The sequence below is a fragment of the Singulisphaera photorubra genome (assembly GCF_045290345.1).
Classification (GTDB): Bacteria; Planctomycetota; Planctomycetia; order Isosphaerales; family Isosphaeraceae; genus Singulisphaera.
In genome coordinates, this window is record NZ_CP155447.1 from 7,597,033 (window position 1) to 7,620,240 (window position 23,208).

Here is a 23,208-nt window from a genome sequence, read left to right on the forward strand (position 1 = left end):
GTCGACGTCGACGGTGTCACGCTTCTCCCTCGCAAATCCAAGGAGAATCTCCGAACTCTCTCTCGTTAACGAGATTCCGCCGCGGCTCTGCACTGGCCCGGTTACCACTATCCGGAAAACGAAGGGCCGAGGCAAGCGTGCGCCTCGGCCATGGTCGTTCATGAACCAGCACTCTCAACCGTTTCATTTCCAGAAAGCTTCGCGCTCTGTTTCGGTTGATTTTGGACCGGAGTCTTCGGGGGTCAGGAGGATGCCAACAACCCTGGCCGAGGTTGACAAGTCATTCAAGGCCGTCGCGTCAATGCTCGACTTCCTCCGATCCGCCTTTTTAATGAGCCCTCGCAAGATTTTCACCAATTCCTTCAGTTTGGGAAGACCGAGGTTCGAGCCGTCGAGCTTCTTCAACTCAATCAGCGCCGCCTCAAGGCGTTGAAGGAGAGTTCGCAACCCTTCGAGTAGGTTTTTTCCTCCCACTCGGATGGTGGTTTCGAGCTCTTTCAGGAGTTGCAAGGCGTGCGTTCGAGGGTCTCCGGCGTCGAGCGGACTGAGGGATCGGCGGAACTCAGGGGCCGGTGGGACCTCGCTCATGAGCACCTGGTCTTCGGAACACTCGTCGTGCTCGCTGTCAACGGGAGCGAACGCCCGGAAATCGAGTGTGGAATCCTGGGCCGGGCCCGGTAAAATCATCGCGCGAGAGTAGAGGGCTGCGCCGAGGCCTCCCGAACTCCTCTGCCGCTTCCATCCCTCGGGGATTTCGACCGGCTGGGTCACCTGGTGGACCCGTCCCCCTTGATTGACGACCTCTGATCGGTCGATGGCCACGTAGGCCGTGAACCGGCAGAGGACGCCGAACTTCAGCGAAGTCGAGACGATCGTCCTCTCGATCTCGGCGCACCCGGTCTGCTCGATCGTATAGCGGTCTTCAAGCTTGCGCAACTGACCGCGGGCCCAGGCGGCCGCAATCGCCGGGTTGTCGCGGAATCTCGCCGCGACAGCCTGCGACCACGCTTGCCCGGTTGCGTTTCGGCCCGACACGGTGAGCGACTCCGGGAAGGCGCCTTGGTAGCGTCCGAGGATCAGCACCGGCGCCTCGGCAAACAAGTCGGGGATCCGACCGGGCACGAGGGTGTCGGGAATCATCGGCAGTTTGCCCTCCTCCAGGTGAATCTCGGTGAGTACGGGGGGGCCGATCCGGCGATGCACGGCGTCCAACACCTCGTCGAGACGATCCTCCGACTCGACGATCTCGCACGCCCCACCCCCCAATTCGGTCAACCTGTGGAGGAAGCCTTCGTTGACCGCTCGGTCGATCCCGAGCGTGAAGATCCGGATCCCTTGAAGGCGCAGGCCGAGTCCCTTGAGGATCTGATCCTCGTTGCCAACCTGACCATCGGTGACCAGAACGAGAATTCGGTCACGCCCGGTCTCGGTGTGCGCGAGAATCTCGACCGCCTGCTCCAGCGGCTCTGCCATCTGGGTACCGCCCCGAGCGCTCAAGGCGGCGAGGAACTCGACCGCTCGGAAACGCTGGCGATCGGTCGCCGGGGCCAGCGCATGAGCCGGAAATCCGGGGGGGCGTTCGACCTGGTCATCGAATGCGAAGACGTTGAAGCGGTCGGCCGTTCCCAAGGTGTCGACCATCCGCGCCAGGGCGCGTCGGGCCGCGACCATCTTCCAACCCTCCATGCTGCCGGAGCGATCGAGCACGAAGATCAGGTCGCGTGGCCCGGTCCCCTGGATCGTGGCGGCTGGTGGGACGATCGTCAGCGCGAAGGTTCCCTCGTTGTCGAGACCGATCGAGTTCGCGTCGGGATGAACCGAGAGGGACGTGCCGATCGACTCGGCGCCGAGTTTGAACCTCAGGACGAAGTCGCGGTTGAGGCGCTCGCCGGTGTCGAGCCTGACGCGGCGATATCCCTGAGCTTCGGTTTCGATCACGGCGTGGAGGCTGGAGCGGAGACCGCCAACCGCTGCGATCGACTTGTGAACATCGACGGTCAGCGCCAGTTGAACCGGGTTCGGAAAGCCGGGAAGAAGCAGAGGTGGGGAGATCCGCGAGGCGTCGGGCACGGCATCGGTATCGTGGGCCACCCCCTTCCCCGTTGACGGCCCCGGCAAGGGCATCCCTGGGATATAGCGGGGCGCGACCACCAGCGGGAAGCGGAAAGTGACCTCGCCATCGGCGAACGGGAGCGGACCGGTCAGGGAAAGCTCGATGACCGCCTCTTCTCCGGGCGGCAGGTTGCCCACCCGCATGGTGAAGACTCCGGGCCGCTCTTCCTCGGCGATGCTTGCCCGGTGACCGGCCTCGATCGCTTGCTGGTATTCCCTTCGCGCCTGGCCTCGTTCTTCGAGTACCCCGTCGATCACCCGCCCGGCCACTTCCATGCGGAAGCGGGTGACCGCCGCACGGTCGGGAAGGGGAAAGATATAGGTGGCCTCGAGTGGCTCGTCGAGGACGTTGACGAAGGTCTGGCGAACCGAGACCTGGGCCAGCAGCCCGTCGATGCGCCCGATGACCTCCATGGCCTTCAGCGGTAAGAGGCCCCGTTCCGAACGCAAGGCGCCGAAGCCGGCTTCGTCACCGCCGGGCGTGCCCCGACTCGTTTCGTCCTCGGAGAGCAGCGGTAGCAGGTCGTTCATGGATCCCCCGTTCCCTTTCTCGGGAGCGGGCCAATCAGCCCGCGCCTCGCCAGGAGCTTGAGCAGTGGTTCCGCAGCCTTGCGAATTGCCTCGATATCGTCCGCCTCGACTGGCCGGATCGACGCGACCAATAACGTCGTCTCCCCCTCGCCGAGCCGGATCCCTTGCAACGTGGGAGCGGTCGCCGTCGCCCTCGCTTCCGATTGTTCCTCGGCGGGTTTCTCCCTCTTGAGCGGAGCCGGTGCCACCTTCCAGAACGCTGAGGCTTCCGAACGAGACGGGATCGGGGAGCCAGTCACGCCTGGTGACGAGAGGTTCATCCCGATCGGCAGCCGGGCGAGCTGAGCAAGGCCCGCATCGTTCAGCCCCAGGATCTGGCGCTGGACCTCGGCCAGACTCAGTCCGCGGGCCTGGAGCCGTTTGATGGCCGCCAACTGCATCAGGTGCCTGGGACCATAGTAGGCGGTGCGGCCGCGGATCTCCGCCGCGCGGTCGATCAGGCCGAGCGTCGTGTAGTAACGAATCGTTCGCCGGTCGGGCACGTCCCGGACTCGGTCGTTCGGTGGCCCGTCATAGTCGAATGCCAGCGCCTCGGCTGCCTTCGCGCCGAGTTCGTCGATGGTCCAGAGGGGTTCCTGGCTCCTTGTCATAACACTGTTGTACTTGGGCGATGTGACACTGTCAAATAGATTGTCTGCCCAGGCGGGGTTTGTCATCGAGCTTCGCCGCTTGGGTCGTGGGTTTCGCTTGCTGGCGAGTGGCCCGGTCAGAACTGGGCGAGGTGTTTCAGGACGGTGGCCCAGAGTAAGTTGGCGAGCAAGATTCCGCCCAGGCCGAGTCCGAGCATTTCTCTCCATCCCCGCGCTGGTTTCCAGCGGCCTGCGAGCAGGAGCAGGCCCCAGGCCGCGGCGATCGCGGTCCCAACGCACAGGGTGTTGTTTTCCCAGATGCTGGGGAGGGGATCGAGGTCGAACCCGTAGGTATGCAGATCGAATCGGCGGACCACAAATTCTTCGATGAGGCCGGCGGCTGAGAGCACGAGGTATACGGCTGCGGCGACCTGTCCGGGACCACGCCGAAGCCGTCGCGCACCGGGAGTTTTCGTCCGCGGCCTGATTGCGACGAACCCGACGCCCAGGCCCGCAATTGTCAGGAACGGCAACCCGGTCTTCCGCACCCGGGCACAAAGCTCCCATCCGGCGATCACGGCCGGGATTCGGTTGATCGTGGCCAGGGGCGAGCGAGGGAAAGCCTTGGCATAGCTTTCTCGATGAGTTTCGACATGCACACCGGAGAGCTCTTTCAATGAATTGGTGGCGCCGAAGCGTAAATTCCACTGCGGTGGGATGAGCCCAAGGGCCGTTTGGAGTTCATCCCCGGTGTACGTGGCAACCCAGACCCCCGCCACCAGGCACGCAACGAGTACCACGAGATCGAGTCGAGGAATGACGCGCGGGGGGGCGGATGGAATCATGACCAGGCCCTGGAGATGAGATTGCCGAGAATCACAGCCCAGCGGATGCCTTGGATCTCGCCAAGCACGAACTCGAGGAGCCAGCAAACTCCCAGGAAGCGGCCGAGACGATCGATCAGGCTTCGTTCGGCACGCCAGAGTCCGCTGAAGCCGAGCGCGAGCCACGCTCCCGCCACCGCGGGGCCGCAATAGGGCCAGGGACCCAGGAAGACTTCGACCGAGAAATTCTCGAAGGTGATAAGATGCGAATAGTTTGATGCGGCCGTGGATATCGCGTTGATCGTCACGCCGAACATCGCCGCAACGCAGGCGGCCAGCCCGGGCTGCCGCCAAAGTCGACGACGACCTGGCCGAGGTGGGCGGAAACGGATCAAGATCAAGGCAATGGAAAGGATGAAGAGGAAGAGTCCGATCCCATGGTGCAGAGTGTGCAGCAGATGAAAGTCGTCGAGGTACCAGAAGCGCGTCGACATCACCTTCGAACCGAGGTGACGACTGACGGCGAGCCAGACGGCGGGCACGGCCAGGAGGATCATGCCGTCGAGCAGGGAAAAGCGTCGGACGGCTTGTGCCTGCATGTTAATTGACCTGGTGAATCCGGAAGCACCCGTCGGCTCCAGCGAAAACGCGAAACGCGTTCTTGAGGAGGGCGCATCTGGATGGAATGCTCGAGCCGAGCGTGATCACAGTCGTCACTGCGACACTATATCCCAGAGCCAGAAGTCCGGTCGAGGGCCTCCTGCTCCGACTCGTACTTGATTGGAATTGATAAGTAAGTGAACGACGTGTGAAGGGAGGGACGCGCCTGATCGGACGCCTGGGCGGCTCTGCGTGCCTTGGGGACTCAGAGCCGCCCACCTGGTCAGTCGACCGATCTCGGCTCAACTGGACTGATGGAGGTGGTCAATAACTGTCGGCGGAGATGATCTCACCTCCGCCGACGCTTCCCAACGATCTCCAGGTCTGGCCATTGATTGTACTCTTGATGAACCGGACCGACCCATCGCCGAGGAGAGTTTCGACCCCGCCGGGGTGGTAACTTCGCGCTGTCACGGCGGCATAGGTCGGCCCGCCGGTTTTCTCGCGCTTGCTCGTCAGATCGAGGTCGGCATATTCTCCGTTTGGTCCGCCCCGAATTTGCTTGTTGGGAGGCCAGGCCGTGGTGAATCCGATGTGGTGGGTGGCCGACTCAACCCATTCGTTGTGCCCTTCGATTTTGATCGTGCAGCCCCCTTTGTACTCGGGAGCCACCGCGTACGGGTCAGCATCAGGCGGGGGGAGCCGGTCCGCGTCCCAAGTCTTGCCGGGGCCGATATTCGCCAAGGTCCCGGTGCTGCTGCAATCCCTGTAGTAGGGCTGATAGGATTTGCCCTCGGACAGCCAGAGGGTATTGCTAAGTCCGTCGGTAAAGTCGGCGAGGCGGCGCGATTGATTAGGGCCGAAGCCCGATCGATTGAGCCGGGTTGTCCCCGTGCCGCCCCAGACGAACCAGTCGCCAGTGCAGAATCCATAATTGGCCACGTTCATTCGGCCACCGGTTCCATGCGTGAAATCGCGGCGAACTTCACTCGGGCAAACGAAAAGTTCGACAAAAGTGGCCGTGGCCGTGAGGTTTGGCGGCGAATACATCTCCACGCTGAAGTTGATCGCGTTGAAGATGGGACCTTGTTCGGCGAAAGGCAAGATCCGTGTGTGGGCGCCGATACTGTTGGTCCAGGTGACGGCGCCCCCCGTTCCTGTAATCACGAGAGTCGGCGGCAGTGCGCCGACGGTCCCCTCGTAGTTATGGATCGCGAGCCCGAGTTGCTTGAGATTGTTGGTGCACTGGGCGCGTCGAGCCGCTTCACGGGCGGCTTGCACGGCCGGTAGAAGCAAGGCAATCAAGACCGCGATGATTGCAATAACCACCAGGAGTTCAATCAACGTGAAACCACGGCGCTGAGTCATCTCGCAGAGCCTCAATGAATGGGCATCGGAGGGGGGGGGACGACGCTCAAGACGGCTCAAGGCAAAGCTTGTGCCGCGAAGCTTGCATTAGACTATCACAAGTTGAGCGAAGGATTTATGGAGTATTGCGCACCAATTACTGCTTTTGGAGAGGCGATAAATTGATCGCGTGCGGCGATGTTTTCGCCGCGGAGATCAAATGCCGTGAGCGATATTGCAATGGCTTATGGAATTGGTCGATGTGGATGGGGCCGAGGTGTTGTCAGTTTGCTTGGTTGTCAGGCGGCGGGAGCGAGAATCGCGTTCAGGCAGGCAAGGCGAGGCAAAGCCTCGACGATGTTTCCCGGGCGGGCCATCGTCGAGGCCGAGATGGATGAGCCGTGATGGGCCTTGAGTGTGGGAATCAGCCTTCGCACGACTCGAAGATGGTGGCGACCCCCTGCCCTTGGCCGACGCACATCGTGGCCAGGCCGTACTTCGCCCCTTGGTCGCGCATCCGGTGCAGAAGCGTGGTGACGATCCGCGCTCCACTGGCGCCGAGCGGGTGGCCGATGGCGATCGCGCCGCCACGCGTGTTCACTTTTGATTCATCAATACCCAGAAGCTTCATGCAGGCCAGCGCCTGGACGGCGAACGCCTCGTTGAGCTCGATGCATTCGATGTCGGCCAGGCTCAGCCCCGCGCGTGCCAGGGCCTTCTTGACTGCCGGGACGGGGCCGATGCCCATTTCCGCGGGGTCGACGCCGACGGCCGCCATCGCCCGCACTTTCGCGATCGGTTTCAGGCCGAGCTCGCGGCACTTCGCTTCCGACATCACGAGCAAGGCCGCTGCCCCCACGTTGATCGGTGAGCTATTTCCCGCAGTCACGGAACCGCCATCGGGGTTGAACGCCGGGGAAAGCGCGGCCAAAGCCTCCAGCGAGGTTTCGCGGCGGATACACTGGTCGCCGGTCAGCAGGACTTTGCGGCCCGCGTCGTCGCGTCCCCAGGTCGGGACGACCTCGCCCTTGAACTCGCCCCGGTCGGTGGCGGCGGCGGCGAGCTGGTGGCTCCGCAGGGCGAATTCGTCCTGCCGTTGCCGAGGGATCCGGTACTTGAGCGCAAGGTATTCGGCGGTCAGGCCCATTTGCATGACCCCCTCGCCATTGTGACGCAAGATGCCGGGATAGGGGTTGTAGTCCTTGTTCATCGGCACATGCTCCATGTGCTCGACCCCCCCCGCAATCTGCACGTCGTCGCACTCGGCGGCAATGTTCATCGCCGCGTCGTTGATCGCCTGCAAGCTCGACGCACAGTTGCGGTTGATCGTCACGCCGGCCGTCTCGATCGGCAGTCCCGCGGCCAGGGCGGCGATGCGGGCGACGTCGAATCCCTGCTCCCCTTGCTGTTGAACGCAGCCGAAGCGTACGTCCTCGATCAGTTTCGGATCGATCCCGGTCCGTTCCACCACGGCCCGGATTGCGTGGGCGGCCAGGTCTTCAGCGCGGACATCCCGAAAGAATCCCTTGTCCGCCGAAGCCCGCCCCACCGGCGTTCGCACGGCATCGACGATGACCGCGTGTCTCATCGGTTGGTCCTTTGTTGCTGGATCCGTATGTTTAATCGTGTCTGAATTTATGGTTGTAAAGTAAGCGTTGGCCTTGGCTCTCAGGCGGACGCCGGTTTCGGAGCCGAGATCCCGTTCGGGACCGGGTAGAAGGTCGCGCCGGTCTGGGCGTGCCGGGTCAAGGTCTCGGTCGGCTCGAATCGCTTGCCCAACGGAGTGAATTGCTCCAGACGCTCGACGATCTTGCCGGCCCCCTCGGCGTCGCACCAGCGAAGTATCCCGCCGCGGAAGGGGGGGAAGCCGATCCCGAGGATCAGGCCCATGTCCACGTCGGCCGGCTCGCGGACGATCCCTTCCTCGAGGACCCGGGTTGATTCCAGGAGCATGGGCAAGAAGAGGCGGTCGGTGATTTCCTCCGCGTTCAGGGTCCGCTCGCTGCTGGTCCGGTGCGGTTCGAGGAGCGAGGCAAACGCGGGATCGGCGGCCGGCTTCGAGGACTTGCCCCCGTAGACGCGGAAGCCCGCTCCCGACTTCTTACCCAGGCGGCCCGCCTTGACGAGATCCTTCAAGAGGGTCGGCATCGCGGCCCGGTCAGGATAGGCGCCGGCCAGCACCTTGCCGGCGTAGAACGAGGTGTCCAGGCCCACCAGGTCCTGCAAGGCGATCGGGCCGACCGGCATGCCGAATGCCGTGGCGGCCTTGTCGATCGCGTCCATCGGCACTCCCTCCTGGAGCAGAAGGAGGGCTTCGTTCATATAAGGGAACAAGACACGATTAACGAGGAACCCGGCGCAGTCGCGAACGACGATCGGCGTTTTGCGGATCCGCTTGGCCAGGGCGACAATGGTGGCCACCGTTTCGTCGGAGGTGGCCTCGCCTCGGATCACCTCGACCAGTTCCATCCGGTCGACCGGGCTGAAGAAGTGCATCCCGACGAAGCGAGCAGGGTCAGGGGCGGCGGCGGCCATCCGTGTGATCGAGATCGTCGAGGTGTTGCTCGCGAGGATCGTTCCCTCTTTGAGAACTCCGGCGAGCTGCTTGTATGTCGCCGTTTTCGCTTCTTCATTCTCGGTGATTGCCTCGATGACCACGTCGCGATCGGCCAGGATGCCGTGCCCGGTGGAGGTGCTCAGTTGCGCGAGCATGTCGGCCAGGTCCATCGGGGCCGCTCGACCGATCTTGATCCGGGAGAGGATCACATCCTCGGCTTGCTTGATCCCGGCGGCCAGGCGGGCGTCGTCAACGTCGACCATCGCCGTTGGGATCCCTGAGCGGGCGTGCGCCGTGGCGATCCCGGCTCCCATCAAGCCCGACCCGACCACTCCGACGCGATCGACCCGCCCCGCTTTGACGTCGGCGCGGTCGACCCCCGGGTCGTGCGCCAGCCGGTTCTTCATGAAGAAGATGCCGATCAAGTTCGCCGCGATCGGCGACCCGAACAGTTCGAGCGCGACCTTCTTCTCGGCCTGGAGCCCTTGATCGAGCGGGAGGTTACATCCTTCCTTGATTGCCTTGAGCGCGGCCAGGGGGGCGGGATACTGCCCTTTGGTCTTGCTCCGAAGTAATCCCTCGGCGGTTGCGAAGGCGAAGGTCAACTGGTCCGGACTCAGGCCGAGAGGTTGCTGGGCCTGTTCGCGGCGTTTTTTCCACTCGCCGCTCTCCTGGAAATAGTCGATCAGGCGGCGGCCTTCCTCGACCAGGCGATCGGCCGGGACGGCGTCGAAGACGACCCCGAGTTCGGCCGCCCTCTTGGCGTTCAGGGGCTGCCCGCCGCAGATCACCTCAATGGCGTTGAGACCGATCAGACGAGTCAGACGCTGGGTTCCCCCCCAGGCGGGCAAGAGGCCGATGTTAACCTCCGGGAGTTGGATCTTGGTTTCGGGAACGGCCGTGGCGATCCGTTCGTCGAACGCAAGGGCGAGTTCGGTCCCCCCTCCCATGCAATTGCCGTCGATCAGCGCGATGGTCGGGAACGGTAGCCGGGTGACGGCGCTGTAGAGCTGGTGACCGAAGTCGATCGCCTGCCCCACCTGATCTGGCGAGGCGTAGGCCAAGCTCGCGAGCTCTTTGAGGTCGGCCCCGGCGATGAACTGACCGGGTTTGCCGCTCCGGAACAAGAGCCCGCGCAAGTCGGTCCGGCGCGTGAGTTGGCCGATCCATTTCGCCAACTCGGCGAGCACGGTCTGTGACAGCGTGTTGACCTTCTTGTCGGGCAGGTTGAGCGTTAACAGGGCGATCGACCCGTCAAGCTCTTCGAGTTGGAATGCGTCGGACATGACGACCCTCGACTGTGTGTTCGGAGGTTGGGCACGGCCCATCAATGCTCGGATCGTGGGCCGTGCCCACTGGCACGAAGCTGCCGACTTGGTCCTGTCGAGTCGGCGATTGCCGGCCCCACAAGAAAAAATGGAGAAGTTGGTGGGTCTTGCCCACCCTTATGAGAAGACAACGTTCGGTTTATGAATTCGACCTACTTGGTGTTGCTCGTCGGCTCGTTGTCGTACGGCATCAAGATCGCTTCCGGTTCAATCCCGGCGCCGGCGATGGCCTCGAAACCTCCGGAGGCGATCGTCTCACCGAGCTTGGTGGTGGCCCGAATATCGGCGTCGCTCGGCCTGGCTCCGGAGAGCTTGCGTCGGAGGTCGCGGCAGAGGACATCGGCCGCCGCCTGAACGACCGGGCTCGACTGGCGGCCCGCCCAGCAACTGGTCGTCACGATCACCATCAGGTCTTGGAGCCGTTGCGAGAGTTCGGCCATTCGGCACTGTCGGTCGGCCAGTTTCAACTGGTGCGTGCGCATCACGCCGCTGACTTCCAACCGGCCGTGCCGGAGAGCGTTGATGGCGAACCGGGCGTGTTCGGCCAGCGGGCGTGGGAGGTCGATTTTGCCGGGAGATCCCCCAAACGCGAGCGCGAGCCGTTCCTTGATGAACCACTCGGCATACGGGACGAGTGCCTTGCGGAGGAGCCAGGCGTGCGCAGGGTTCATCAGGTTGGGCTTCGCGATCTTGGCGTCGTGAAGCGTGCGGCCGATCGGCTCGAAGTAGGTCTTGCCGTGATCCTTGATCAAGGACTTGAAGAAGGCCATCCCGAGCATTTCGCCTTCGCCCTCATAGATGCAAGGGGCGAGATATTCGTGAACGTTATCGCCAAAGAGATGGCCGTGGAGGAACGCGCGACCGCCGTGAGTCTTCATGAACAGCTCGATGGCGGCTTCCTTTTGCGCCTCGCTGCCGAAGATCTTGGCGACGATACACTCCATTTCGCCACGGTATCCCTGATCGAGCAGACTCGAGCACCAGTCGACCAGCGAGTCGCAGCCCACGATCAGGGCCGCAAGCCGGCCGACCCGGCGGCGGACCAGTTCGCGGTTCTCGATCGGCGCGCCGTAGGTCCGGCGGAACCGCGCCCAGGGGAGCAAGTTCGCCAGCATGGTCCTCATCGTGCCGGCCGCGACCGAGCAGAGCGCCACGCGACCGAGGTTCAGGCCGTGATAGGCGATCGTCAGCCCGTCGCCCCGCGCGGGTTCGAGCAGGTTCTCCTTGGGGACCCGGAAGTTGCGGAACCGGAGTCCCTTGTTGTGCGTGTGCTTCAGCGCGTGCAAGCCGTAAGGAACGGTCTGGAACTGCTCGTTCTCCTGGTCGGGCAGGTCGACGATCAGCACCGCCGGTTTGCCGCCGACGAGGCAGACCAGGCCCACGGTCCGCCCGGGGATGGCGTTGGTAATGAAGAGTTTTTCACCGTTGACGACATAGGCATCGCCGTCGAGTGTGGCCGTCGTCCTCAAGGCTGTCAGGTCCGACCCCGCGCACGGTTCGGTCAGGGCGAATCCCGAGAGCCGCTGGCCGCTCGCCAGGAGCGGTAAGTGTCGACTCTTTTGCTCGGGCGAGCCAAACGTTCGGAGCGGGTCGACCGCTCCGATACAGCCGTGGACCGAGGCGAGCCCGGCGATCGTCGGGTCGATCGTGGCCATCCGGGTCAGGAACCGGGCGAATGCGGTGAAGGGAACCCCCTGCCCGCCGTAGGCCGGGTCGACGAGAAGGCCCCAGTAGCCCACTTTTCCCAGGTCGTCGAGGACTTGCCCCGCAATCTTCCGCTCGGAGTCGAGCAGCGTCCCCTCATTACGATGGCGGCGAACCACGGCAAGCGACTCGTCCATGATCGCGGTCCAGGCCCCGGATGCCTGGTCCGTCGGCTTCGTGTGGAACAGGTCGAGCGGGAATTCGCGGTCCCAGATCGCGCGGTGGACCGGACTTTGAGAGGTCTGATAGCGCGGCGCGAAAAGGGCTTCCACTTGATCGTCGGCGCGGTCAAGGGTGCCGGTCCTCTGGGATTCCTCCCGGCTCTTGCCTCCGAGTTCTAGCGCCGTCTCAACAAACGTCCTCGGTTCAACATCCTTGAGGTCCTGGCTCATCGACAACCCCTTCGTCTCGCAAAAGCGGGTGGATGCCACCATCGCATGGATTGGAACGCCGCTGGGAGTCGCTCACGGTACACGATGCTTATCCGCTCGTCGACTCCGTGGTTTGTTCGCGGTTGTGGACGGAGATTTCTTGCATCTCTTCGGTCGCTTCGCCAACTTCCCGAGGGATCACCACGATGGTGGCCTCGGGGAGAGGCTGCTCGAGTAACCAATCCTCCAAGATGATGTGACTCATGTAGGGTGTCCTGAGCAAGGCGGCCTTTGACGGTAACAGGCGGGTCAGCCAGGCATGCCGGTTCAACTCGGAGGCCAATCCTCTGCCAAGAATATGGAGATACTTATTTCCATAACCCATTTGGCGGATCACGTTGTTTTCCAGCCGGGCGAAGGTCGCGGCGATCAGGCTGGGAGTCGGCCCGACGTGGATGACGAACTCGACGCCTGAGGAGAGGGTTTCGTCGATCACGTCCCAGAGGCGCTGAGGGTGGTCGGTCCAGCGGATCAGGACATCGCGGCTATCCACCACGTTGTGGCTGGCCTCGCCGGTCACCATCGACAGCACGGGCGGGGACGGTGGCGTCAGGTTCCCCTCGAACTGATAGAGCATCATCGCCGTTCGGTTCGGGATATGACGTTGCCAGACCAAGGGAGAGTGGAGCGGCGGCCACTGGTTGGGATTGCGCCTGAGCATCACCTTGTCGGGGATGAAATCGCCCATGAGCCGCTCGACCCGGTTGAGCGTTTCCCCTTGGCCGAGCAACAGCGCCGTGTTCGGCGAGAGGTAGGCCGAGGGGCCGATCAGTCCTTTTCCTTCGCCGCTGACGGCGCGGCAGAGCCGCTCGACATCTTCGGTGCGGAGCGTGGCGCCTCGAGTGAACAAGACCCCCAGGGTCGTGTCAGCGGCCAACGAAGCACAGTCATGAGCCATTTCGAGCGGCACGGGGAGAAGGTTCTCGAGCGTGTAGCTCCCCCCGAAGATCAGGGCCGAGAGTTCACCGATGCTGTAGCCGAAAGTCATCCGCGACCGGCAAATCGGAACCTCGAAAACCTCCTCGAGCAAGCTGAGCTGCGCCAGTTCCATGCCGACGATCGTCGCAATATCGTGCGGGAAGGTCGCCAGCGAGGTCTTTTCGCCGGCCTGGATATAGGCTGCGAGATCCACGTGGGAATGGAGCACTTCGGAACAAATCTCGGAGACCCGGTCCAGGGTCGTGCGGACGATCGAGCCATAGACGCCATGTTCGAGCAGTTCCCGGCTTCGGCCCAGATTGGCCACGTCGTAGCCGCGAAACGCGAGTGCCGTGGTTTCGATATGACGCGTAAGATCGGCGTTCGTCACCATGCGGGCGCCTCGAGCGAGACCGTCGCTGGAATGAGAAGAGCCGGTCGGACCCGGCGATGAACGAGTCGGCTCAGAGTCCATGGGCGTCGACCATCGTAGCCAACGGCCGTCGATGTGTTTCATGATCCTGACCCCGTGTTTGGCGTCATCGCACCGGATCTTGCCGCGTCCACTTCTAGTATTACGAGCAGAAACGCTTGTGGTTCTCTTTTGGCCGTGATTATGGATTGGCTAGGCTGACGATTTTAGGGAAGCCAGGGGTCCTGTTGGATTTAGGGAATCGAGGCTTTGCGGGGGGAGGTGTCGTGATTACTGCGCACGGTCGTCGTGGCGGGTGAGGAAGATTCTGGAACACCTAAAACGAGGCCAAGAAAGGGGATGCGACGCCGCAAACTGCGGACGGACCGCGATCCTCTCGAGCGGCGGAGGCTCGTTCTCGTGTCTTCCCGTACCCAGCGTTATTGTAGGTGCGACCCCACGTCGAGAGTAGGGCGCGAGGATGGAGGCCGCCGCGCGATCGGAAGCGGAGAGGGACCGCTTCTCAAGCCCCACCGCGAGCGTTCGGAGCGTCGCTCAGCGCCCGCCGCGCGGGATGATGAGATCGCGAGTCCACTGATTCACCCCGAGCCCACAGCCGTTGAGGTCTTCGTGAAGGATTCGGAATGCCTCGTGGGCGCGGGTCGCCGTGGGGTAGCTCAGCCATCCCTCGAACTTTTTCTCCCCTTCACAGCGTGACCACGAGGAGGTCGCATGGGTCCGTGCCGGGAGCGCTGCGAAGGTGTCGGTCAGCAGTTTCTGGGCGAGGTGGGCATCGGGATGATGCTCGCCCCAGGGGCCCGGCGGGGGACTTGTCCAGCTCAAGGAGAGGCAGCAACTCAGGCTGCGCTCCGAGACTGGCTTCAGAAGCAGGTCGGTCGGGTCGGCCATCTCAAACCGAAGCGAGAGGATTTCGACATCGACCAGCCTGGGAGGTTCGATCCAGGGGTCGCGTCGGCCGGGGCGGAGCCATCCCGCATCACCGGGTGCCATTTTACGGAAAGGGGCCGGTCGCTCGGGGCCTGAGGATTTCTGCGCCTCCTGAACCACCCGGCCGGCGACCCTCGCGGTACTCAGGATCTCGTACGATCGCGCCACGATCCGGAAGGCCCACTCGTCCCCACCTTGGTCGGGGTGGTGCTTCCTCGCCTTCAGGCGGTACGCATCGCGGATCTCTTGGAGGCTGGCATTGTTGGTAACCCCGAGAATCGCACTCGGGTCGATCTCGAACCCGTAGGCGATGGAGGGCGACTTTCCGGCCTGATCTTGGGTGGACAGGGGACACACTCCTCTCGCCTCGTCGTCCGGCCGAGAGTTGAAGCCGCGGCATCGTTCTCCGACGCGCAATCAACCAGACACTTCGAAGGATATCTTGGAGCGGCGTGGCTCACAAGTATTCAGCCCACTGCACACATTTTACAGGCCCGACGCTTCGGGCCTTCCACCACGCGAGCGGGCCGGGTTTGACTCAGACCGCCTTGATCTTGCCCGGGGAACGCATCGCGAGGGCGAGAGCCTCGACATTCGTCGCGACGCTCAGGGCCTGGGTGCCTGCGATGATCCCCTGCTGGTAGAGCTGGAGGAGGTGGGTGTCGAAGGTCTGCATTCCCCGCTGGCCGGTGGTAATGTAGTCGGCAATATCGGCGATCCGCCCTTCGAGAATGTACTTCGCCGTCACGGAGTCACATCGGAGGACCTCGGCAACCGGCCAGCGCTCTCCGGACTTGCTGACGGTGAGTCGCTGCGAGATGATGCCGATGAGCGCGGCCGCGAGTTGTTCGCGTGCGATGGCGAGCTCGGACGGCGGGACCATCGCGAGGATCCGCTCGATCGTCTGTGCGGCGTTCGAGCTATGGACGGTGGCCAGGACTTGATGCCCGGTGTCGGCCGCGCGGAGGGCCATTTGCACGCTCTGGGCGTCGCGGAGCTCCCCCACGAGGATGACGTCGGGGGCCTGCCGCATCGCCTGGCGGAGCCCGTGTTCGAACGACGGCGTGTCGCGCCCGACTTCGATGTGAGAAACGAGCGATTTCTTGTTGGTATGTTCGTATTCAATCGGATCTTCGAGCGTCAGGATTTTGAGGTGATAGCTCGAGTTGAGCAGATCGACGATGGCGGCCAGCGTGGTGCTCTTGCCACTGCCGGTGGCGCCGCTCATCAGCGTCAGGCCGCGCCGGGCCTGGGCGATCTCCCGGATGACCGGCGGCAAGTGCAGGTCTTCGACGGTCCGGATTCCCGGCAAGATCACGCGGAGCACCAGTCCGGGCGCACCGAGGTGGCTGTAGAGGTTGACGCGGAACCGGGCCATCGGGGGAAACGAATACGAGAAGTCGTGCCCTTGCGCCATCGCGTTATCGATGTCGTCGATGATCGCTCGAGGCCCGATCGCGCGAACCGCTTGCCGGACCTGCTCGTCGGTCAGCGGCGGAAGCTCGAGCTCCCGGACTTGACCGAGGATCCGCAGCATGGGGGGCGAGCCGGTCTGCAAGTGGAGGTCGGACGCCCCCTGATCCACCGCGAACTTGAGGAGCTGGTCAATCGTCATCGCGCAAGGTCTCCCGCCCGGAACATCGTATCGAGCCGAGGGTGATTTCGGAAATGGAACGAACAAAGCCAGGGTCGGCCGCCTGGCCTTCCGAGAGTCATTCGGGGCGCGACCGGTGTCGGCCGCCCGTTTCCTTCTTCTCGGGTTTCAAGAGTGGCCCAACCCGCTCTTCGATCGGACCGAGGGTTGAGTCGGCCTTGGCTTCGAGCTTGGAGGTCGCCCTCTCGATCCGCTTTTCAAGCGCGGGGAGCTTCTGCTTGATGGCCGCCTCGACGACCGGGGCTTCCTCGTAGATCAGGTAAGCCAGCCCGACCAGCGCGATTGGTAGGAACGAGCCGACTGTCTTATACACGGCCGTCTTCATCCGGCCCCAGCGGGTCGACCAGTAGTAAATCGCGTAGAACGGAATCAGAAGGTTGGCCAGGCCATGGCCCAGACTCTCCTTGAACGGCAGTGAGATCAAGTAGGCCAGACCCACGTAAAGCATGCTGATGTTCGAGGCGACCACCCCCAACGCGCCCAGGTGCAGCAGGGTCTTCCACTGGAAGAGATAGGCGATCAGGACCAAGACCAGGCAGGCGACCGAGGCCACGTAAAGCCAGTCCCGCAAGGTCCGCAAGTTTCTTGCGAGCCATCGGGCCGACATCGTCGGGAAGAGTTTCCAGAGTGGGGGAGGACCCGACGATGATTGAGCCCGGGTGAGATGATGAGGGTCGGTCACCGTATAGTTGTCGGAGGGCCGCCCATGCGACAGTGGGGGCGCATCAGGCTCGGAGATCATCTCCGCGATAATTCGAGGGTCGGACTCCGCGGCGCGAACTTTCAGAGGCGGCGGAGCCGAAAGGAGTTTGCCAAGTGCCTCCGTGGGCTCCTCGCCCGTTAGCGGACGGAGCCGAAGCGCGGGGCTGGCCTCCTCCTCTTTGTGGTGCGCCGGAACCACCACGGAATGGCCGCAATGCTTGCATTTTCCGTGCTTGCCCTCGAGTCGATCGTCGACATCGATCGAGTGCCCGCACTGCTCACACTGAAATCGGATAGACATGGAGGTTCCGCGTGTGACGAGAAACGGGACGCCCTCCTCGGCCCGTCGACTGGATCGAGGCCGGATGAGGCGAGTGGGCTTATTTTGACTATACGTCTCACGTCAGGTGGCCGAAACCAGAATCGCAAAAACTCGTCGTCGACCCACCTGAAAGTCCGCGCTACGTTTAGTCTCATAGGACACAGGCGGAACCCCGGCGCGAGAAATGAACGCGAGGGAATGATCAAAGACCGAAATGTGCCAAGTCCCTCGTCGATCCGTGCACTCGTCCGCAATTTCACGAAGGCGAAGGCTGCCCTGAGCGATGGACCTCGATTTTTGGATTTCAAGCTCGAGAGTTCGACGCGAATTCTTAACTATGGGATATTATGTATGCTATCCAATGAGGATGAAACACACTTTTGCCGTAACCTGTCTTCTTCCTCATTCGTCGCGCCTCGGGCGAAGCAGCTCGCGCGCGACCTCGCCCAGCGGGTTCCGGCATGAACCGTATTTGCATTGCGGGGCTTGGTGTCCTAGACCATAACCGGCAGATCGCAACACGATACGGCCCGATTCCTCGGAGTTAATTAGCGATGCACGACCGCTTTCGGGACACAATCGAACCCTGGACCATCGCGGACGTTCATCGGGATGAATTGGCCCGGTCTGAGGTGCTCAGGCTCGTGCTGTCGGAGGATCACCCCCTTTCGTGCCCCGAATGCGGGCAAGTTTGCGTCGGTGCTGACTCGCAGCTCCAGAGGTGGCGATGCCTGGATACGGACGGGTTCGAAACCGTGCTGGAAGCAAGCGTGCCACGCTGCTCGTGCCCTGAGCATGGGGTCAATTCGATCCATGTCCCATGGGCCGAGCCGGGAGGTTCCGGCATGGGGTTCGTGGCGTGTTCAGGCTCGGGAGCTAAGGCTGAAGCGGGCCAATCAGCCGAGGGCACGCGTCCCAGCGACTCGCCGGCCGGCGGCTGGGATCAGTCGACTCGCCGAAGCTTCCTCACCTCCACGGCTGCGGCCGCGGGCACGGTCCTCGCGGGAGGCCTGGTCCTGCCGGCAGAAAGCGCTGTGGGCGAAGCCGCCGCGTTTCCTGCAGGGCTCGATTGGGAGGCGCTACGTCGTCGAATCAAGGGAGAAGTCCTCCCCGCGAATTCCCCCGAATTTGCCGCCGCGAAGAGCGATTTGGTCTGGAACAAGATCAAGCCCGACCGATCGCCGGATGTCATCGTGCGGGTGAAGCACGAGCAGGATGTGGTCGAGGCGGTGAATTTCGCACGCGAGAACGGCCTGAAAGTCGTCGTTCGCGGCGGTGGACATACCTGGTGCGGTCTGGCCGTGCGACAGGGCGGTATGACGATCGATCTCTCGGGACTCAACGAGTCGTCGATCGACGAAGTCAACCGGACCGCTGTCATCCAACCCGTGATCAGCAACCGCGAGCTGGCACGCCGGCTCGGCGAGCACGGCCTGGCATTTCCGATCGGCCATTGCCCCACGGTCAAGGCGAGCGGTTATCTCTTGAACGGCGGCATGTCTTGGAACATGGGGCACTGGGGACCGGCCTGCTTGAGCGTTGAGGCTGTGGAGTTCGTCACCGCCGACGGCAAACTGACCAAGGCGAGCGCCACCGAGCACGAGGACCTCTACTGGGCGGCCCGAGGTTGCGGGCCGGGCATGTTCGCCGTGGCGACACGGTTTCATTTGAAATGTTACCCGTTGCCCAAGGCGATCACCACAAGCAATTATTATTACTCGTTGAACGACTTGAAAGAGGCCGTGGATGAGGCGGTGGCTTTGGGGCGGAAGATGCCCGACAACGTGGAACTGTCCATCTTCCTGATCAAAGCGCCGGCCGAGCTTGCCGAGGCCTGCAAAGACCACAACGGGAAATTGTGCATGATCTCGGCTGTGGCCTTCGGGATGACTCAGGAGGAATCCGAAGCGGCGCTCGCACCGTTGGAACAGGGCGCGATGGTGAAGAAGGCCCTCGGCAAGAGCCTCAACGAGCCTTCCAGTTTCGAGCATCTGGCGATGGCTTCCGGAGCGACATGGCCGGAGAATCACCGAAACCTCTGCGAGAACCAGTGCTCCAAGGCCAACCCGTCCGACATGCTGATGGCCTTGCGAGACAAATTTGTGCAGGCACCGTCTGAGAAGTCCGTAATCGTATTTTGCCAGAGCACCGGCGCCAGAAATCTGCTCGAGCCGCATCCCGAGATCGCGCTCTCGATGGACGCCACCTCGTACGGCGGTTCGTGGGCGATCTGGGAGAAGGAAGAAGACGACGCCGCCAACAGGAAGTGGCAGGATGAGGTGATCGCGATCATGCGACCCTTCACCAGCCAGCATTACATCGGCGAGACCGACATCGTTCAGGACCCGTCGCGGGTGCAAGGGTCTTATAGCGCCGAGAAGTGGAAACGCCTTGAGGAGCTCCGTGCCAAGTACGACCCCCAGGGCGTTTTCTTCGGCTTCCTGGGCGGTACCGTCAAGGCTTGAACCGTCCATCTCGGCTCACCGCTGCATGAGTGCGGCGGTTGCGGTCGGAGGATTGCCTCCGATCGCTGAGCTCGGCCGCCGTGGTTCTAACTGCCTGCTGGCGTCGCCAGACCAAGACCGCCCCGAGCAACAAGAAGGCGAGCCAGGGCGTGGGCCTACGGCCGAAAATCGCCGGAGGGGGCCGTTGCTCCTGTCTAGGTTGAAGTGTGTTGATGTTGATAATTCTGCTGATCTGTTTGAAGCGTACGCTTGCGGATTTTGACGTGTCTCCCCGAACTCAATTCGAGAAATCCTTCTCGGCCGAGGCTTCCGCGAGGAGTAAGGCGACGGCCTGATCCAGTTCGTCCCCCCGCACGTCCCTGAATCGAATAATTCCTGCTTTGTCCAGGACGAAGATCGATGGGAATGACGAGATTCCCCACCGGCTGGTGATTGGGCCTTCCATTCCGCCGTCCCACCAACAACGCCAGGTGACTTTGCCGGAATCGATGGATGACTTGAGGGTTTCCACTTCCGAGTCTGAATTCACGCTCAGCAATACGAAGGGTTTACCTTCACTTCTGGCGATCAATTCCCGCTCTTGAGGGTACATCCCCACGCATGGTCCACACCAATTGCCGGAGAACGTTAACACCGTGACCTTGCCGCGATAGTCGCTCAGAGAGAAGGTCTTTCCCTCGTGGTCCTTCCCCTGGATCTCCGGCGCGACCTTGCCGATGGATAGGTTGCGCATCGCGAACAACTCCCCTGCGGCAATCATGCCAAGATTTCGCGTCTCATCTCTGCCTTTGATGTCGGCATACTCAGCGATGATCCGCTCGAGCAAAGCCTCCGCCTCCCGTTCCAAAGCTGTGGGGTCGGCCTCTCGGATGAGTCGTTCGGTTGCCTCTTTATGGTGCTCATGCACATAGCGATTGACCTCCGCCGGCACCTTCCGGACACGTCGGACCATCTTGGCCTGGAGTTTGAGGAAGGTTGCCAGCGTGTGGCACGCCCAGCCCCGATCCACTCGGTTCGGATGATTTGCCATCACGGAGCGGAGCAAGGCTTCGGCGACCGGGGAATGAACGTAAAAGAAGATCCCACGGCAAAGTTCCCCCATTCCGGGGTCGCGCGAGTGGTCTCGAAGCAGGACCTCCAGCGCCCGGTACGATTGTTCTCCAGGACCAGCCCGGGCCGTCTTGATAACAAAGTTGCAGGCGTCAACGACCGCGGGGTCGGTCGGGTTTGCTTGGATCAGGTCCAGGATTAAGTTCGTGTGCTTGGCCACGGCCGCGTGAAAGCGATCGATGGGCGGTTGCTGCTCCTGCTCGGTGACCTTACCTTCGAGGTCCTTGGTGAACCGATCTCGAGCTTCCACCTGAGCCTTGGCGATCTCGTCGAGTTGTACCCTGAGCCCTTCCGAGCTCTGACCGAAGAGCGGATCTAGCGTGGTTGAGATCAGCAGCAGGGTCGCCGCCACCTTGGTTAAGTGCCGGGTCATCGTTCGCTCCCTGTTGGACCGCATGCTGTTTCGTGGGCGAATCACCCAGGAATGCGCCAGCCTAAAATTCGGTCTTACAGTTGTCAATGGGTAGTGGGAATCCCGGCACAACTTCAGGATGTGGGATCGCCCTTCCCATAAATGAGAGAAAACGGTATTTGATGGGCTCGGTCCATTGGACGGACCGGGCCTCGCGGTCGCCGGGGCCCATTTCGCGATTCTCATGTCTCATTGACCGCCGCCGGTCGTCCAGGATGGATGATGACACGGCACTTAGGCCGAATCCGAACGTTCCCCCCCCGAGCGTGGGTCATTGGCTCCGCCATTGCGTTGCGATGGCGCATTGGGCCTATCGTGGCAATTTGCGGGTTGCTGGTGACTTCGGGCGGGTGTGTCTCCATCGGCGCTCCCGAGGCCCGGTTGCGGAACGCGATCGAGGACCGTCGTGAACGGTTCGAGACAGCTCGCCATCTGAGCGCACCGACGGGTGTCTTCCTCACCCGTCAAGGCCTGGTTGACGCGGCGGCGAACGACCCTGGGGCTACGGCTCGGGAGCTTGAGACGAGGCTCGCGGCCCGCCCCGAACCGGGCGGAGCTCTGGCTCTGGCTGAGCTCTCGTATCGAGAAGGGCGGCGGCGGGAGGCGGGGTCGCCGGTGTCGGCCCTCCCCTGGTATCGCGACGCGGCGGCTTGCTCGGCGCTCGCTCTCGCCGAACCGGAGTGCGCGAGTTCCGAGCAGGCGATCGCGACGCACAATCTCGCCTTGAAACGGTTGATTCGCATCTCGCAGGAGGATGGCGTCCGCGGAGAGGGGACTTGGCGGGATGTGCTGGGGGGGCAAGGGCTGGCGCTCGTGAGCTCGTCGACGTACTTGCACCCGGGGCAGCTCGCCGACCTCAAGGTGGCCGAAGACCTCCGGGTCACCGGCATGGACAATATCTATCGCTCGAGTGGGCTAGGGATACCGGTCGTGGCGCATCGGCTGGCCGATCCCGCCGAAACGACCGATCCCCGCGACCAGTTCTTGCCGCGCGAAACTCGGACCGGGGCGACGGCCGTCCTGATCCCCGAAGGGAGTCTCCAGGCGGGTGACTGGAGACGGAGGCCGGCCACCCTCTTTTTCGCTGACCCGTTTGGCGAGCCTTCCGTGCCGTTCGGAGGTAACGACGTTCGACTTGCGACCGACCGGACCACTCCGTTGGCGGATCAGGTCGCCCGGGTTCACCTGGATAAGCTCGAATGGGCCGGCCTGTTCCATTCCTCATTCCGGCGTCCGGGGGTCACGGCGGGTCTTTATATGCTACGGCCGTACGAGCCGGGCAAGATTCCGGTCGTGCTGGTCCATGGCCTCTTTTCGAGCCCGAGAGCCTATGTTCAGACCATCAACGAGTTAACCAATACACCGTTGATTGCGTCCCGGTATCAGTTCTGGGTGTTCCTCTATCCGACCGGCATGCCGATCCCGGCGTCGGCGGCCAAGTTGCGGACCTGGCTGACCCGAGCGCGCGAGACGCTGGATCCGGGGCATACCGACCCCGCGTTTGACCAGATGGTTCTGGTCGGGCACAGCATGGGCGGCCTGCTCTCCAAGATGATGGCGCAGGACCCTGGGCTCGAACTTTGGAACTCGACGATCCGGATTCCTCACGACCAGTTTCGCTTCTCACCCAAGCTTCACGAGACCCTTGAGGCGTCCCTCATCTTCCGCCCCCTCCCCTTCGTCCGCCGGATCGTGTTCATCGCTTCGCCGCACCGGGGCAGCCCGCTTGCGAGCGACCTCTTCGGCCGGACCATCTCCCGGCTGGTGGGGCGTCCTGATGAACTGGCCGAGAGTATCAAGGAAATCGAGGCCCTCAATGGCCCCAAGGTGATCGCCCCCGAGATGCGCGGGCGGACTCCTAACGCCATTGGTAACCTTCGGGTCGACAGCCCGGTTCTCGCCACCCTGGACCGGATTCCGATCGACCCGAACGTCCCGTACCACTCGATCATCCCCCAAATCCTCAAGGTGTCGGGGACGGATGGCGTTGTTCTCTACAACAGTTCACATGTCGACGGCGCGGCGTCCGAACTGATTGTCGCGGGTAATCATTCGTCCCAGCAGAAGCCTGAGGTGACGCAAGAGCTCCGACGAATTCTCCTGGAGCATGTGGAAAATCTCGATGCGGGCTCCAGGCCGGCCCGGTAGGTGGGATTGTGCAAAGTGGCTTACGGTCGCAGGCGAGAACTCGCCCAGGTCAAT

15 protein-coding genes are annotated in these 23,208 nt (G+C 62.8%); 2 read left to right on the top strand and 13 right to left on the bottom strand.

Going from position 1 to position 23,208, the window contains the following annotated elements:
* Positions 1–183 precede the first annotated feature (183 nt).
* The 12 genes from V5E97_RS28575 to V5E97_RS28630 form a co-directional block, all read right to left on the bottom strand.
* Complete coding sequence (locus V5E97_RS28575; protein ID WP_406694968.1) at positions 184–2,643, bottom strand: VIT domain-containing protein; 2,460 nt, start codon at positions 2,641–2,643, stop codon at positions 184–186.
* Entirely contained in the window at positions 2,640–3,293 is a 654-nt protein-coding gene (locus tag V5E97_RS28580; RefSeq protein WP_406694969.1) for a helix-turn-helix domain-containing protein, read from the bottom strand. Before V5E97_RS28580 ends, V5E97_RS28575 begins: the two co-directional genes overlap by 4 nt.
* A gap of 116 nt (positions 3,294–3,409) precedes the next feature.
* Positions 3,410–4,117, bottom strand: a complete 708-nt coding sequence (locus V5E97_RS28585) for a hypothetical protein (protein ID WP_406694970.1) — start codon at positions 4,115–4,117, stop codon at positions 3,410–3,412.
* Positions 4,114–4,695 carry a hypothetical protein gene (locus V5E97_RS28590; protein ID WP_406694971.1) on the bottom strand — a complete coding sequence of 194 codons (582 nt, stop codon included), beginning with the start codon at positions 4,693–4,695 and terminating at the stop codon, positions 4,114–4,116. The genes V5E97_RS28585 and V5E97_RS28590 overlap by 4 nt, the downstream gene beginning before the upstream one ends.
* Positions 4,696–5,020: 325 nt before the next feature.
* The gene (locus V5E97_RS28595) at positions 5,021–6,064 is read right to left on the bottom strand and encodes a DUF1559 domain-containing protein (RefSeq protein WP_406694972.1); all 1,044 of its coding nucleotides are present in this window, start codon (positions 6,062–6,064) and stop codon (positions 5,021–5,023) included.
* A 403-nt stretch (positions 6,065–6,467) separates the two neighbouring features.
* Positions 6,468–7,631: a thiolase family protein gene (locus tag V5E97_RS28600; protein WP_406694973.1), complete on the bottom strand. Its 1,164-nt coding sequence runs from the start codon at positions 7,629–7,631 to the stop codon at positions 6,468–6,470.
* A gap of 80 nt (positions 7,632–7,711) precedes the next feature.
* A complete protein-coding gene (locus V5E97_RS28605; protein ID WP_406694974.1) occupies positions 7,712–9,886 on the bottom strand; it encodes a 3-hydroxyacyl-CoA dehydrogenase NAD-binding domain-containing protein in 2,175 nt (724 codons plus the stop codon).
* A 194-nt stretch (positions 9,887–10,080) separates the two neighbouring features.
* Entirely contained in the window at positions 10,081–12,024 is a 1,944-nt protein-coding gene (locus V5E97_RS28610; RefSeq protein ID WP_406694975.1) for an acyl-CoA dehydrogenase family protein, read from the bottom strand.
* Between the two features lie 88 nt (positions 12,025–12,112).
* A complete protein-coding gene (locus tag V5E97_RS28615; RefSeq protein WP_406694976.1) occupies positions 12,113–13,375 on the bottom strand; it encodes an ACP S-malonyltransferase in 1,263 nt (420 codons plus the stop codon).
* 573 nt (positions 13,376–13,948) lie between these two features.
* The gene (locus V5E97_RS28620) at positions 13,949–14,698 is read right to left on the bottom strand and encodes a J domain-containing protein (protein ID WP_406694977.1); all 750 of its coding nucleotides are present in this window, start codon (positions 14,696–14,698) and stop codon (positions 13,949–13,951) included.
* A 181-nt stretch (positions 14,699–14,879) separates the two neighbouring features.
* Positions 14,880–15,956: a type IV pilus twitching motility protein PilT gene (locus tag V5E97_RS28625; RefSeq protein WP_406694978.1), complete on the bottom strand. Its 1,077-nt coding sequence runs from the start codon at positions 15,954–15,956 to the stop codon at positions 14,880–14,882.
* Positions 15,957–16,053: 97 nt separating this feature from the next.
* On the bottom strand, positions 16,054–16,998 hold the full coding sequence (locus V5E97_RS28630) for a hypothetical protein (protein WP_406694979.1): 945 nt from the start codon (positions 16,996–16,998) through the stop codon (positions 16,054–16,056).
* Between the two features lie 575 nt (positions 16,999–17,573).
* On the opposite strand from V5E97_RS28630, the gene V5E97_RS28635 reads away from it, so the two are divergent.
* On the top strand, positions 17,574–19,484 hold the full coding sequence (locus V5E97_RS28635; protein WP_406694980.1) for an FAD-binding oxidoreductase: 1,911 nt from the start codon (positions 17,574–17,576) through the stop codon (positions 19,482–19,484).
* Positions 19,485–19,761: 277 nt separating this feature from the next.
* Here V5E97_RS28635 and V5E97_RS28640 read toward each other — a convergent pair whose 3' ends face one another.
* On the bottom strand, positions 19,762–20,967 hold the full coding sequence (locus V5E97_RS28640) for a peroxiredoxin family protein (protein WP_406694981.1): 1,206 nt from the start codon (positions 20,965–20,967) through the stop codon (positions 19,762–19,764).
* Positions 20,968–21,321: 354 nt separating this feature from the next.
* Between V5E97_RS28640 and V5E97_RS28645 the strand changes: the two genes are divergently transcribed.
* Complete coding sequence (locus V5E97_RS28645) at positions 21,322–23,154, top strand: esterase/lipase family protein (RefSeq protein WP_406694982.1); 1,833 nt, start codon at positions 21,322–21,324, stop codon at positions 23,152–23,154.
* Positions 23,155–23,208 lie beyond the last annotated feature (54 nt).

What these genes read in the sequence shown, in the direction of transcription:
- V5E97_RS28575 (WP_406694968.1), bottom strand. Translation starts at nt 2,643, where the DNA reads ATGAACGACCTGCTACCGCTGCTCTCCGAGGACGAAACGAGTCGGGGC.
- V5E97_RS28600 (WP_406694973.1), bottom strand. Translation starts at nt 7,631, where the DNA reads ATGAGACACGCGGTCATCGTCGATGCCGTGCGAACGCCGGTGGGGCGG.
- V5E97_RS28630 (WP_406694979.1), bottom strand. Translation starts at nt 16,998, where the DNA reads ATGTCTATCCGATTTCAGTGTGAGCAGTGCGGGCACTCGATCGATGTC.
- V5E97_RS28605 (WP_406694974.1), bottom strand. Translation starts at nt 9,886, where the DNA reads ATGTCCGACGCATTCCAACTCGAAGAGCTTGACGGGTCGATCGCCCTG.
- V5E97_RS28625 (WP_406694978.1), bottom strand. Translation starts at nt 15,956, where the DNA reads ATGACGATTGACCAGCTCCTCAAGTTCGCGGTGGATCAGGGGGCGTCC.
- V5E97_RS28635 (WP_406694980.1), top strand. Translation starts at nt 17,574, where the DNA reads ATGCACGACCGCTTTCGGGACACAATCGAACCCTGGACCATCGCGGAC.
- V5E97_RS28590 (WP_406694971.1), bottom strand. Translation starts at nt 4,695, where the DNA reads ATGCAGGCACAAGCCGTCCGACGCTTTTCCCTGCTCGACGGCATGATC.
- V5E97_RS28580 (WP_406694969.1), bottom strand. Translation starts at nt 3,293, where the DNA reads ATGACAAGGAGCCAGGAACCCCTCTGGACCATCGACGAACTCGGCGCG.
- V5E97_RS28615 (WP_406694976.1), bottom strand. Translation starts at nt 13,375, where the DNA reads ATGGTGACGAACGCCGATCTTACGCGTCATATCGAAACCACGGCACTC.
- V5E97_RS28585 (WP_406694970.1), bottom strand. Translation starts at nt 4,117, where the DNA reads ATGATTCCATCCGCCCCCCCGCGCGTCATTCCTCGACTCGATCTCGTG.
- V5E97_RS28610 (WP_406694975.1), bottom strand. Translation starts at nt 12,024, where the DNA reads ATGAGCCAGGACCTCAAGGATGTTGAACCGAGGACGTTTGTTGAGACG.
- V5E97_RS28595 (WP_406694972.1), bottom strand. Translation starts at nt 6,064, where the DNA reads ATGACTCAGCGCCGTGGTTTCACGTTGATTGAACTCCTGGTGGTTATT.
- V5E97_RS28640 (WP_406694981.1), bottom strand. Translation starts at nt 20,967, where the DNA reads ATGACCCGGCACTTAACCAAGGTGGCGGCGACCCTGCTGCTGATCTCA.